The organism is Maritalea sp. YIW29, from assembly GCF_057219265.1.
Genome location: NZ_JBXVVF010000001.1, coordinates 795180 through 807779 on the forward strand (window position 1 = coordinate 795180; position 12600 = coordinate 807779).

The 12600-nt window shown below is 48.8% G+C and carries 11 protein-coding genes; 7 read left to right on the forward strand and 4 right to left on the reverse strand.

Features of this window, described 5'->3' with window-relative positions; all coding sequences use genetic code 11:
* The first annotated feature begins 30 nt into the window (after positions 1 to 30).
* The 3 genes from aspS (at position 31) to AC2D8L_RS03995 (ending at position 6203) form a co-directional block, all read left to right on the forward strand.
* On the forward strand, positions 31 to 1803 hold the full coding sequence (gene aspS, locus AC2D8L_RS03985; protein WP_484684151.1) for an aspartate--tRNA ligase: 1773 nt from the start codon (positions 31 to 33) through the stop codon (positions 1801 to 1803).
* Positions 1804 to 2056: 253 nt separating this feature from the next.
* Positions 2057 to 3796, forward strand: a complete 1740-nt coding sequence (locus AC2D8L_RS03990; RefSeq protein WP_484684152.1) for an EAL domain-containing protein — start codon at positions 2057 to 2059, stop codon at positions 3794 to 3796.
* Positions 3797 to 3914: 118 nt separating this feature from the next.
* Positions 3915 to 6203, forward strand: coding sequence for an NADP-dependent malic enzyme (locus tag AC2D8L_RS03995; protein ID WP_484684153.1), 2289 nt, complete (start codon positions 3915 to 3917; stop codon positions 6201 to 6203).
* An 18-nt stretch (positions 6204 to 6221) separates the two neighbouring features.
* Here AC2D8L_RS03995 and AC2D8L_RS04000 read toward each other — a convergent pair whose 3' ends face one another.
* The 4 genes from AC2D8L_RS04000 to AC2D8L_RS04015 form a co-directional block, all read right to left on the reverse strand.
* Positions 6222 to 7697, reverse strand: coding sequence for an AMP nucleosidase (locus tag AC2D8L_RS04000; protein WP_484684154.1), 1476 nt, complete (start codon positions 7695 to 7697; stop codon positions 6222 to 6224).
* Between the two features lie 338 nt (positions 7698 to 8035).
* Positions 8036 to 8491: an SRPBCC family protein gene (locus AC2D8L_RS04005; protein WP_484684155.1), complete on the reverse strand. Its 456-nt coding sequence runs from the start codon at positions 8489 to 8491 to the stop codon at positions 8036 to 8038.
* Positions 8492 to 8500: 9 nt separating this feature from the next.
* On the reverse strand, positions 8501 to 8926 hold the full coding sequence (locus AC2D8L_RS04010; RefSeq protein WP_484684156.1) for a DUF1801 domain-containing protein: 426 nt from the start codon (positions 8924 to 8926) through the stop codon (positions 8501 to 8503).
* Between the two features lie 51 nt (positions 8927 to 8977).
* On the reverse strand, positions 8978 to 9385 hold the full coding sequence (locus AC2D8L_RS04015; protein ID WP_484684157.1) for a DUF1801 domain-containing protein: 408 nt from the start codon (positions 9383 to 9385) through the stop codon (positions 8978 to 8980).
* Positions 9386 to 9579: 194 nt separating this feature from the next.
* On the opposite strand from AC2D8L_RS04015, the gene AC2D8L_RS04020 reads away from it, so the two are divergent.
* From AC2D8L_RS04020 to AC2D8L_RS04035, 4 genes are all read left to right on the forward strand, one after another.
* Positions 9580 to 10512, forward strand: a complete 933-nt coding sequence (locus AC2D8L_RS04020; protein WP_484684158.1) for a hypothetical protein — start codon at positions 9580 to 9582, stop codon at positions 10510 to 10512.
* 140 nt (positions 10513 to 10652) lie between these two features.
* Positions 10653 to 11402, forward strand: a complete 750-nt coding sequence (locus tag AC2D8L_RS04025; protein WP_484684159.1) for a glycosyltransferase family 2 protein — start codon at positions 10653 to 10655, stop codon at positions 11400 to 11402.
* Between the two features lie 145 nt (positions 11403 to 11547).
* Complete coding sequence (locus AC2D8L_RS04030) at positions 11548 to 11913, forward strand: DUF4342 domain-containing protein (protein WP_484684160.1); 366 nt, start codon at positions 11548 to 11550, stop codon at positions 11911 to 11913.
* A gap of 387 nt (positions 11914 to 12300) precedes the next feature.
* On the forward strand, positions 12301 to 12585 hold the full coding sequence (locus tag AC2D8L_RS04035) for a GIY-YIG nuclease family protein (protein ID WP_484684161.1): 285 nt from the start codon (positions 12301 to 12303) through the stop codon (positions 12583 to 12585).
* Positions 12586 to 12600 lie beyond the last annotated feature (15 nt).

Consider the following 12600-nt stretch of genomic DNA (forward strand, 5'->3'; position numbering starts at 1 on the left):
TTCCAAACGGATGACCGGGATTGGTATAAAATGCACCGTTATCGTAGCCATACATGCGCAGACCTGCGCAAAACCCATGTTGGTGACACTGTTCGCCTTTCAGGCTGGGTTCACCGTGTTCGAGATCATGGTGGAGTTCTGTTCATTGACCTTCGTGATCACTACGGCATGACACAATGTGTTGTTGATCCTGATTCTAATGCATTTGCATTGGCAGAAGCTTTGCGTTCAGAATTTGTTGTGCGCCTTGATGGTGACGTTAAAGAACGCGCTGCGGGAACTGCAAATGCTGACCTACCAACAGGCGACGTTGAGGTTTACATCCGCGAAATCGAAGTGCTTGGCGCATCAAAAGAGCTGCCAATGCCTGTATTTGGTGAGCAAGAATATCCAGAGGATATTCGCCTCAAGCACCGTTTCTTGGATTTGCGTCGCGAACGTATTCACAACAACATTGTGATGCGTTCAAAGATTATTTCGCATTTGCGCGCAACCATGACCGATCAAGGTTTCATGGAATACCAAACGCCAATCCTGACGGCGTCTAGCCCTGAAGGCGCGCGGGATTTCTTAGTGCCGTCGCGTTCACATCCCGGCAAATTCTATGCGCTGCCTCAAGCACCGCAACAGTTCAAACAGTTGCTGATGATTTCCGGTTTTGACCGTTATTTCCAAATTGCACCATGTTTCCGTGATGAAGATGCGCGGGCTGACCGGTCACCCGGCGAATTCTACCAGCTCGATATCGAGATGAGCTTTGTTGAACAAGAAGACGTATTCCAGGCCATTGAGCCAGTCTTGCGCGGTGTGTTTGAGAAATTTGGTGAAGGCAAGCCTGTCACTCAAGAATTCCCACGCATTCCATATGCTGAATCTATGCGCAAATACGGCAACGATAAGCCGGACCTTCGAAACCCAATTGAGATGGAAAGCGTAACCGAGCATTTTGCTGGTTCTGGATTTGGCGTTTTCGCCAACCAGATTGCAAACGATCCTAAAGTTGAAGTTTGGGCAATCCCGGCGCCAACCGGTGGTTCACGCGCTTTTTGTGATCGCATGAACAAATGGGCACAGGGCGAAGGTCAGCCTGGTCTTGGCTATATCTTCTTTAGAGACGGTGAGGGCGCGGGTCCAATTGCTAAGAATATTGGTCCAGAGCGCACGTTGGCTTTGCGTGACCAACTTGGTCTTAAAGATGGCGATGCGGTATTCTTTGCCTGTGGTCTTCCATCCAAGTTTGTCAGCTTTGCGGGCGCTGCGCGGACGAAAGTCGGTAAAGACCTGAAATTGATTGATGAGGATCGTTTCGATCTTTGTTGGATTGTTGATTTCCCAATGTTTGAGTGGAATGAAGACGAAAAGCGCGTTGATTTCTCTCACAACCCATTCTCCATGCCGCAAGGTGGCCTTGATGCCTTGGAAAACCAAGATCCTTTGACAATCAATGCATACCAATATGACATTGTGTGTAACGGATTTGAGTTGAGCTCTGGCGCTATTCGGAACCACCGCCCAGAAATCATGAAGAAGGCATTTGATCTTGCTGGTTATGATGAGAGCATCTTGTACGAGAAATTTGGCGGCATGCTTCGCGCGATGGAATTTGGCGCGCCTCCGCATGGTGGAATTGCACCAGGGATTGATCGGATTGTGATGTTGTTGTGTGGTGAAGAGAACCTTCGCGAAGTCACAGCATTCCCGATGAATCAGCAAGCAGAAGACTTATTGATGGGCGCACCATCTGATGTTTCGGCTCGTCAATTGCGAGAATTGAGCATTCGGTTGAATCTGCCAACTGAATAAGACTAGCTAACATATTGAAATTAAAGAAAAACGGCGCCCGGTTTCTATCGCGGCGTCGTTTTTGGTTAATTCGGTGTTAATCCTCGTTCGCTACAACATATTCAAGATAATTTGTTGACGCGTGGCCAAATTGAAATCTCGAATATCGCAGATATTGATGTTCTTCAGCGCGATACTGGCGTTCGCGCCAGTAATCTCTGTTGATTATATGCTTGATTCTTACGTTCGCATGCGGGGCACGCAAGAACTTAAGATGGCTATAAACAAAATTGTTGATGAAACTCAGCATTCTGTGGAAGCTGCCACCGAAACGCTCAAAGCCCTAACAACCAAAAGCCCATCACTATGCACCCCCTCATTTTATCGAGCAGCAGCCGGCGAAATGCGGAGCAATTTTGTTTTGCGCCAATTGATCGTAAATACGACAGATGGTGGTTTACAGTGCGCACTATATGGTGACGAGTTTAAATACGTTGCGATCTCTCCAACAATGAGCATGCCAGGCGGACCGCAAGAAATGACGGTGGTTCGTCTTGAGGGAGCTGAAATTCCGCTACTTAAGGTTTCCCTTAGAGTTCGCCCGGGCAAAGAAGTATCTGCATTTGTTCCCATAAATGCACACCTGTTTGACGCGGGGCATGGTGGGGTTGAAAAGTCGATCATGACCCGCTTCTCACTTTCGAATGGCCTGTCCATTTATGAGTTTGGCGACCCGCTGCGGTTTTACGAGGATCCGCATCCAGATGAGAATTTTTTGTATGTTGAACAACTGGCCCAGAATGTGCCAATTGTTGTTTCTGCAGCCATTCCCGTTGTCATTATTGCGGCTGAATATGCTGATCTTCAAATTGGGTTCACGGTTGTCGCTAGCCTAGCGAGTTGCGTGTTCTTGTGGTTGTGCGTTCAGTATGTACGCCGCGCGCAAACCCCCACATTCGATTTGGAGCGCGCCATCAATGATGGTGAGCTTCGACCGCGCTATCAGCCAGTGATCGATCTACAAACGGGCCATATTGCTGGTTGCGAGGTGCTCATCCGATGGGAGAAACCCAACGGTGAAATTATATCGCCCGGGGCGTTCATCGAGTATGCCGAACTAAGCGGCTTGGCCATTCCGATGACGCTTTCAATGATGGAACAGGTGCGGGATGATCTAGAGGATCTGTGTGATCGGCATCCTCACCTTAAGATTGGTATCAATCTGTTCGAACGTCATTTCCGAGACGGATCTATTGTTGAAGATGTTCAGTCAATTTTTGGGGCCACCAATATTCGATATAGCCAATTGGTGTTTGAGATCACTGAGCGACAGCCTTTGTCGGACATTGCCGGCGTTAACGCTATCATTCATTCGCTGAGAGATTTGGGTGCGAAAGTTGCACTTGATGATGCTGGCACCGGGCATTCGAACTTAGCATATATTCAAAAGCTGGGGATCGATATTGTTAAGATCGATCGGATGTTTGTTGAACTCATTAAGCATCGTAATCAACCGGTTCCAGTGGTTGACGCGCTAATTGGCATGGCATTCGAACTCGGCACGGAGATTATCGCAGAGGGCGTAGAAACAGAAGAACAGGCACTTTATTTGCGCAAAAAGGGAATTCGCCAAGCACAGGGCTTTTTGTTTGCGCCTGCATTGCCCATAGACGCCTATCTTGCGCTTGCGGAGCGCATGAATAATGACGAAGTGCAGCTCATCGACGAAATTGATGAAGAGCGCGTTGATGACCTTGTTAATTTTGAAGATGACGACGAGCTTGAGCTTGCTGCCAAAAACAAAGTCGCAGCACCGGGTGTGAAGGATGCGACAGCACTTGACGCGGAAGAAGAAACTGGCGGCGAGGGCGAAGCTGCAGCTAAGACCGCTGGCGGAGACCCCGTGCATGAAAAGATAGAAGTGAAACAGGTTGAGATCCAAGAGGGATTAAGTTTGGTCGATATTGCTGAGTCTGAACTTAACGAGGGATCCACAACTAAAGCTACAGGCTAATTCCCTTCCATTCCCCTATATGATTTAGTGACCAAAAATGCGCAGCTACGTAATTCTGGTGCTTTTCTTTTCTTCGGTTTAGTGGCAAACCAGAGGATCAAATCAATAAGGTAGGTCGATGACGCAAGATCCACGCGAAACCCAAAGCTCCATGCGCGAAGCGGCGCTACATTTTCACAAATACCCAAAGCCCGGCAAACTTGAAATTAGGCCAACAAAACCGCTGGGTAACCAACGTGATTTGGCGCTCGCCTATTCTCCAGGTGTTGCTGCACCTTGTGAGGAAATTGCTGAAAATCCAAATCTAGCTTCTGATTATACGTCTCGCGGCAACTTGGTAGGTGTGATTTCGAACGGCACAGCCGTACTTGGTCTGGGCGCGATCGGCGCGTTGGCATCTAAACCGGTGATGGAAGGCAAGGCAGTTCTTTTCAAAAAGTTCGCTGGCATTGACGTGTTCGATATCGAGATTGACGAAAATGATCCGCAAAAACTTGTGGAGGTGATTGCGCCGCTAGAGCCAACTTTTGGCGGGATCAATCTTGAAGACATCAAAGCGCCAGAATGTTTTGAGGTCGAAGAAGCGTTGCGCGAGCGTATGCAAATTCCCGTGTTCCACGATGATCAGCATGGCACAGCCATTATTGTTGCCGCAGCGGTGATCAACGGCTTGCGTTTGGCCAAGAAGAGCATCGAGGACGTCAAAATTGTCACCTCGGGCGCAGGCGCTGCAGCGATTGCTTGCCTCAACTTGTTGATCAGCCTTGGCGCTAAGCGCGAGAATATTTGGGTTGCGGACCGGGATGGTCTGGTCACCAAGCGGCGTTTGAATTCAATGGATCGCTGGCGTGCGGCCTTTGCGCAAGACACTGACAAAACCACCATGGCCGAGGTTATGGATGATGCGGATGTGTTTGTCGGATTAAGCGCGGCGGGCGTGTTGAAGCCTGAACTGTTGAACAAAATGGCGCCGAACCCACTTGTGATGGCGTTGGCCAACCCAACGCCTGAAATTATGCCTGAATTGGCCAAAGAGGCCCGTCCTGATGCCATGGTTTGCACCGGACGATCTGATTATCCAAATCAGGTGAACAACGTTCTTTGCTTCCCGTTCATGTTCCGCGGTGCGCTTGATGTTGGTGCAACAGCGATCAATGAAGAAATGAAAATGGCTGCGGTGCACGCGATTGCTAAGCTGGCACATGAGCCAGCTCTTGAGGCATCAACAGCGGATGCCGGATCAACTTTTGGGCCGGAATATCTCATTCCAAATCCATTTGATCAGCGTTTGATTTTGCGCATTGCACCTGCTGTTGCAAAAGCGGCGATGGAAAGCGGCGTTGCAACACGACCAATCAAGGATTTCGATCAATATCACGACGTTCTAAACCGCTTCGTGTTCCGTTCCGGCATGGTGATGAAGCCCATTATCGACTTGGCACGTTCAAATCCAAAACGGGTTGTATATGCAGATGGCGAAGATGAGCGGGTGCTGCGTGCGGCGCAAGTTACGTTGGAAGACGGCATTGCCAAACCAATCCTAATTGGTCGTCCTAGTGTTATTGAAAGCCGGATCGAGAAATTTGGATTGAACCTAGAGATCGGCAAAGATTTTGAGGTCATCAACCCGGAAGATGATCCGCGTTATCGCGACTATGTTGATCTTTTCCACTCGCTTGTTGGTCGGTCAGGTGTAACGCCAGATACTGCACGTACAATCGTGCGGACCAACACCACGGTGATTGGTGCGCTAGCAGTGAAACGCGGCGACGCTGACGCGTTGGTGTGTGGCTTACAGGGTCGTTACATCAAGCACGTACGGGACATTAAGTCGATTATTGGCATGGTTGAAGGCACCACCGATGTGTCGGCCCTCTCAATGCTTATTATGCGACGTGGCGTGTTCTTCTTCGCCGATACATATGTAACGATGGACCCAAGCCCTGAAGAACTGGTCGAGATTGCGTTGCAGGCGCAAGATCACTTGAAGCGTTTCAATATCGAAGCGAAGGCGGCGTTGTTGAGCTATTCGAACTTTGGTTCACGTGATGGGGATTCGTCGCATAAAATGCGCGAGACATACCAGAAGCTTAAAAATGCAGCGCCAGAAATGATTGTTGAAGGCGAGATGCAGGGGGATTTGGCCCTAAATCAAATGCTGCGTGAACGTTATATTGGCAATAGCGAATTGCAGGGCGAAGCCAATCTGTTGTTGTTCCCGAATTTGGACGCTGCTAACCTTTCGATGACCCTTATCAAAGAGCTAAATGACGCATTGTCAGTTGGCCCAATTTTGATGGGAACCGCAAAGCCAGCGCACATTCTATCCCCATCTGTTACAAGCCGTGGCATCGTCAATATGACAGCTGTTGCAGTTTCAGAAGCTGTAGCGGCGGACGCTGAATAACGCCCGCCTTTTCCAAATTTATTGAAACGCCGTTTCCGCAAACGATCTAAGTTTGCGGGAATGGATTGAGTGTACCGGTTGCTGGCGCAAAATCTCCATTGCGCGAATGCCAATCTCAAGGTGCTTACTGACTTGAGTGCGGTAGAAATCGCTGGCCATGCCCGGTAATTTCAGTTCGCCATGCAGTGGCTTGTCGGAGACGCAGAGCAGGGTGCCATATGGCACCCGGAACCGAAACCCGTTGGCGGCAATGGTTGCGCTTTCCATGTCGAGCGCGACGGCGCGTGATTGAGAAAGGCGCTGAGCAATTTCCGCTTGGTCACGCAATTCCCAATTTCGGTTGTCAAATGTCGCCACAGTGCCCGTTCGCATGATGCGCTTTTTGTTGACGCCAGTGAGCTCGGTGACTTCACCTACAGCTTGTTCTAGCGCAACCTGAACCTCTGCAAGGGCTGGGATTGGCACCGAAATTGGCAAATCATCGTCTAGCACATGATCTTCGCGCACATAGGCATGGGCAAGCACATAGTCGCCAAGATTTTGCGAGTTTCTAAGCCCGGCACAATGTCCCAACATCATCCACGCATGAGGGCGTAGCACGGCAATATGGTCGGTGATGGTTTTCGCGTTAGATGGCCCAACGCCAATATTGACCATCGTAATGCCGGAGCCATGTTTGGCTTTAAGGTGATAGGCGGGCATTTGAGGCTCGCGCGGCGGGCTTTCTCCCGTCAATGTTCCATCAGAATTCTTGTTGTGGGTGATCACGTTCCCAGGTTCGACAAATGCATGATAATCGGGGTGACCATCTTCCATCCACTTGTGGGCGAGGCGGCAAAACTCGTCGATATAGAAGCCATAGTTGGTGAACAGCACGAAATTCTGGAAGTGCTCGGGCTTGGTCGCCGTATAATGGGCAAGCCGATGCAAAGAATAGTCCACACGCGGCGCCGTAAACGCTGCCAGAGGGTAGGGGCCACCCTTTGGTGGGATAAAGGTGCCATTGGCAATTTCATCATCTGTGAACGCCAAATCCGGTACATCGAATATATCACGTAACGGAATGCCCAATGCGTGGATGGCATCGCCGTCCAATGTTGTTGTTGGATCAAGTGCGAAGTGAACAGGAATTGGCGTGTCCGATTCGCTGACTTGTATTTCGCAATCGTGATTTTTGAGCAATTGGGCGAACTGCTCGGTCAAATAATATTTGAAAAGTTCCGGCTCTGTGATTGTGGTTTGGTAAATGCCGGGCGAATGCAAAAAGCCGTATGGCAAATGGGAATCAATTTTCTGAAAGCTGTTTGAACGAACGCTCACTTGCGGGTATGTGGCGCGAATTCGACCGATTGGCGGGTTGCCGTTGGATAGTTCGCGCACCGCGTCGCGAATAAACTGCGTATTTCGGTCGTAAATCTTTGCCACATAGTCTCGCGCCTTGACGGGATCGGTGAATGATTTCTTGTCTAAGGGGGTGGGGCGAACTATGTCCATTTGATCTCCATTATTGCTCTAATTCTTTCCTGCATCTGAACGGTGCGATATCCGCTTTTAAAAATCATAGCGATAGAATGCTAACTTGTCTTTATTCCTGGCCATTAGTTTTTTGATCACAAGAATGTGACGCCTCTTTAAAGATGATTTTGGCGACCCATATTTAATTCAAGTGATCGGCAACGCCCTTTGCAGATCATGATGGTCGCCGCTGGATATGTCCCCCTTTGCAGCCCTCAACCATGTCCAGTGGCGACCCAAATATTGACCTCCCAGCAATGGCCGGTGCAACGATACGCACTGGCCTTTTTTGCGTCTTTATGGCTGCACTTTGTTCGTTAAGCGGACGCCCTGCGTTGAGCCTCTTCACTGGCTTGAACAAGATCTTTTTGCATTAGGTCGGCGACGGTTGGCAGCATTTTGGAAAAAACGGCTGCCATAATTTTCGACATAAAGGTCTTGGGCGTCGCTTTGAAATGTAAGGTGACGTTTGTCCCTTCTGCACTCGGTTCTAACGTGTATTTGGTCACATATTCTGTTCCGCGGCTAAACGCCTCGACCACGAAAATGTCCGGCGCATCCATTTGCGTCACTTCCATCTCTTCGGTTGCTTCGCGGCCCATCATGATGCGCGTTTCCCGCACTTTTGATCCCACTGAAACGGGGCCTTGTGTCAACATTTCGACTTTGATAATGCCGTCAATGAATTCGGCTGCATTGGGGAAATCGGAAATCACTTCATATGCAGTTTGCTGATCTGAATTGAACTGTTGCGATACATTTATGCTGGGCACTTGGTCATCCTATTCGGGGTATTTTTCGGCCATGAAGTTGACCGATCTTGTTACGATTTCTTCCAATATTGATTCATCAATATCGCTTAAGCGTTTGATATATAAACAACCTTTGCCGTGTTTGTGTTTGCCCATCTTTTCAAGCAGTGTTTCATATTCTGAAAATCCACTCATGATATATAGGACGATGTTTGCTTTACGCGCCGCAAAGCCGGACCGCATGAAGTCGCCTTCGCGGCCGCTATCATACTTATAGTGGTAGTTGCCAAACCCAACGATCGACGTTCCCCACAATTTAGCAGGATGGCCAACAACTCGCTCCATCATCTCTTTGATTTTGATGCAATCTGCCCGTTTAACGTCATCTTCAATTTGCATCAAAAATTCGTCGACGCTGGCCTCAGTCTCTTGTGTTTTATTTTGATTTTTTGCCATGTTTCCCCTCCAACTATATGAAATCACATCTGATATGTGCTTGGCTAGGGGCTAGTCCTCGATCTCATATCGATTGCCCGGGTCCGTTACCGCACGGCTGATAATCGCTTCAAGAACTGATTCATCTACATCGCTTAAACGTTTGACATAAAGGCAACCTTTGCCGATCTTGTGCTTTCCCAGTTGCGCGAGAAGCTTGTCGTCCTTATCTGGATACCAAAGAACATAGAGTGTAATTTGGGCTTTGCGGTTGGCAAATGCAATGCGGAATGTTTCCCCAGTTCTGCCGCTCGGATATTTGTATTTGTAGCTCGAGTAGCCAACGACACACGGTCCCCACATCTTGCCTTCCCACCCAGAAATGGAGGTCATCATCTGGTGGATTTTGCGACAGTCAGCTTGGCGGGTCTCGTCTTCTATGGAAGACAAGAAATCTTCAGGTGTTGTTTGGTCACTCATAATTGCAATCATGCCAATGTTTGATTTTTGGTCAAGAAGTTCCTTGATGCTGTTTCGTCCTAGCGCGTGACAGACGAACATATTGCCCTGGCAATTTCTGCAATTGGCCGGATTGTTGCTGATCTATCGACTTTGATTTCCCTCAATGCCGGTGTTGCTGCTCGCGCTATGTTGGGAGTGGTTAGGAGAATCCCTTGTTGGAAAAATCTGAAATCATAGACTGGTTGCTCGAAGGTGACGTTGCTGTTCAGTTTCAAACACGCCGCGATCTGTTGGGTGAATTGAGGCCTGATCTGCAAGAGAGGATTTCCACTGAAGGTTGGGGGAAGTCTTTCCTTGATGCGCGCAATCCTGGTGGGGGCTGGGGCGAGAAATATTATCAGCCAAAATGGCGCTCCAGTCACTATACATTGCTTGATTTACGCAATATCGAAATTGCCCCCGACCAACCCGAGATTTGTGCAGATATCGCGCATTACGCAACATCTGTTAAGTCCAATACAGATGGCGGGATTTTGCCGATTGGCAATGAGGGCAAGAGCGACGTTTGTGTGAATGGCATGGTCCTCAACTTTGCTTGTTATTTCGGGGCCGATCAATCCGTTTTGACGTCCATTATTGACTTTCTGCTCAGCGAGCACATGGAAGATGGTGGCTTTAATTGCCGTTCCAATCGCGGAAAACCACACCATTCATCCCTTCATAGCACTTGTTCTGTGTTGGAGGGTTTTTTGAGCTACTGCAAAAACGGATATTCCTATCGTATCTCAGAAGTTCGGGCAGCGATGGCGGCCGCGAAAGAATTTATGCTGGTTCATCAACTTTTTCTTTCTGACCGGACAGGGCACGTAATCGACAAAAACTTTGTCAAACTCTCTCATCCCTATCGTTGGCGATACAGTATTTTGCGCGCTTTGGATTATCTTCAAGCAGCCAATCAGCAATGGGACGATCGGCTAAATGCGAGTATGGATGTGCTACATAAGAAGCGACGCGCGGACGGTCGATGGAATTTGAACGCGAAACATCCGGGACAAACTCACTTCCATATGGAACGTGCGGGGCAACCTAGCCGTTGGGTTACGCTGTTCGCCCTAAGGGTTTTCAGACATTTCGGGGTTGAATAATCTGCCAATTTGTGAGCATAACCCGCGCGCAGCATCGCTTTGTCCTATGGTTATATGTTGTAATCGGTTTGCGGGGACAAGTTTGAGCGCGGCGGCACGGGCGCTTCTTGATGTGGAAGTGCTGAACACAAGGAGCTCACATGCAACTGGCATTTGTCATTCCGGCCTTTAATGAAGAGGGTCTTATCGGTCGTTGTCTTGAATCTGTGGTGAAGCGGGTTAAAGAGTCTGGCGCTGAATGTGAGATCATTGTGGTGAACAATGCCTCAACTGATCGCACCAAGGAAATTGCCCAGAGTTTTGAAGGCGTGACCGTAGTTGACGAGTTCGACAAGGGTTTGGTTTATGCTCGTCGCGCAGGATTTAACGCGTCAACGGCTGAACTTGTGGCCAATATTGATGCGGACACCGAATTGCCGGATGGTTGGATTGAAACCGTTCTCACCACTTTTGAAAAACGGCCTGAACTTGTTGGCCTAAGTGGTCCCTACATTTATTACGACCTGTCGCTGTGGAACCAAATCCTCGTGCGCATGTTCTATTATTTGTCCTTCTTGGTTTATTTGCTCAATCGCTTTGTTCTCAAAGTTGGTTCGATGATCCAAGGCGGAAACTTTGTGATCCGCCGTTCCGCTTGGAACAAGGCAGGTGGTTACGACACCTCGATTTCCTTTTATGGCGAAGATACTGACATTGCGGTTCGGCTTTCAAAAGTTGGTCCGGTGAAATGGACATTCAAGCTGCCTATGCGCACGTCGGGCCGTCGCTTGACGGAAGAGGGCGTTTTCCAGACAGCTGGGGTTTATGTTTTGAACTTCTTCTGGGTGACGTTCCGGGGAAAACCGGCAACAAAAGACTATACAGATGTTCGTCCTGGCGACGAAAAGTAAGCAAATTCAACGAATTTTGTATCCGCTAGGTATTGAACCGTCTTGTTTCAAGGCGGTTTTTTGCCATTAATTTGATGTTTTTGACTTGTTCTTTGCCCATTAACGCCCACATTTCGGGTAACAATGCAGCAAAGGAGACCAAATCATGGTTGATGAAAAGCGCAAGAAATCGGAAGAACCCAAAGGCGGCTGGGAAAGCTTCACCGAAGAAATTGAAGTCGCTGGCAGCAAATTGGTTGAAGAAATCACAAAGTTGGTTTCTGAAGGCAATGTACGCAAATTGCGGATACGTTCTGCGAATGACGATATGGTCATCGAAGTGCCTCTAACCGGCAGTGTTGTGGTCGGCGGCGTCGTAATGCTTGCCGCACCTTGGCTTGCCATTCTTGGCGGTTTGGCCGGTGTTTTGGCCAAAGTGAAAATCGAAGTCGTCCGCGATGTCGATGCCGCATCTTCTGATGGGGAAGAGCCCAGCCAGAAGAAAAAAAAGAAGAAAAAGTCCAAGTCGTAATTCGTTAAGATTGTTTGAGTAGAGTTTTCTAACCTCCTTAAATTGCCCCGGTTTTCATCGGGGCTTTTTTTTGTGTGCCGCTGTAGTGCTGCGCGCTTCTCTGGCATTTTTTTGAGCCGCCGTCATTCGCTGCGCTCATTACTCCGCCCCCTCCGAAGTTTTTTGCTCGCCGCCGTCGCGAACTATGTTCGCTACCCCGGCACCCCCGCTGATTGGTGCATTACACAAATGCTCCATTTGCCTTTATCCCACACACTGCCGAAACATGCGCTAATGTAGTTGATTCTACGTATATTGGGGAGGCGTTTTGGTGGATAGGTTCTCTAATTTTTCTTCGTCATCCTCGGGCTTGACCCGGGGATCCAGGGCTGAACAAATCAAATTATGATGAGTTTCGTCTATATTATGGCCAACCAGAAAAATGGCACCACTTATGTCGGGGTGACCAACGATCTTGTGCGCCGTGTTTGGGAGCACAAGCAAGGTGTCGTTGAAGGTTTCACTTCAGAACACGCCGTCAAGATGCTCGTTCATTATCAGGTATTCGACGATTTTCGATTAGCAATTGCGCGGGAGAAGCAATTGAAGAAATGGAACCGTGCGTGGAAGGTTCATTTGATTGAAAGAACCAATCCAAACTGGAATGATCTTTACGCTTCTATTTGCGGGTAGTCAGACCTGGATCCC

What these genes read in the sequence shown, in the direction of transcription:
- AC2D8L_RS03990 (WP_484684152.1), top strand. Translation starts at nt 2,057, where the DNA reads ATGGCTATAAACAAAATTGTTGATGAAACTCAGCATTCTGTGGAAGCT.
- AC2D8L_RS04035 (WP_484684161.1), top strand. Translation starts at nt 12,301, where the DNA reads ATGAGTTTCGTCTATATTATGGCCAACCAGAAAAATGGCACCACTTAT.
- AC2D8L_RS04025 (WP_484684159.1), top strand. Translation starts at nt 10,653, where the DNA reads ATGCAACTGGCATTTGTCATTCCGGCCTTTAATGAAGAGGGTCTTATC.
- AC2D8L_RS04030 (WP_484684160.1), top strand. Translation starts at nt 11,548, where the DNA reads ATGGTTGATGAAAAGCGCAAGAAATCGGAAGAACCCAAAGGCGGCTGG.
- AC2D8L_RS04015 (WP_484684157.1), bottom strand. Translation starts at nt 9,385, where the DNA reads ATGAGTGACCAAACAACACCTGAAGATTTCTTGTCTTCCATAGAAGAC.
- AC2D8L_RS03995 (WP_484684153.1), top strand. Translation starts at nt 3,915, where the DNA reads ATGACGCAAGATCCACGCGAAACCCAAAGCTCCATGCGCGAAGCGGCG.
- AC2D8L_RS04000 (WP_484684154.1), bottom strand. Translation starts at nt 7,697, where the DNA reads ATGGACATAGTTCGCCCCACCCCCTTAGACAAGAAATCATTCACCGAT.
- aspS (WP_484684151.1), top strand. Translation starts at nt 31, where the DNA reads ATGCACCGTTATCGTAGCCATACATGCGCAGACCTGCGCAAAACCCAT.
- AC2D8L_RS04010 (WP_484684156.1), bottom strand. Translation starts at nt 8,926, where the DNA reads ATGGCAAAAAATCAAAATAAAACACAAGAGACTGAGGCCAGCGTCGAC.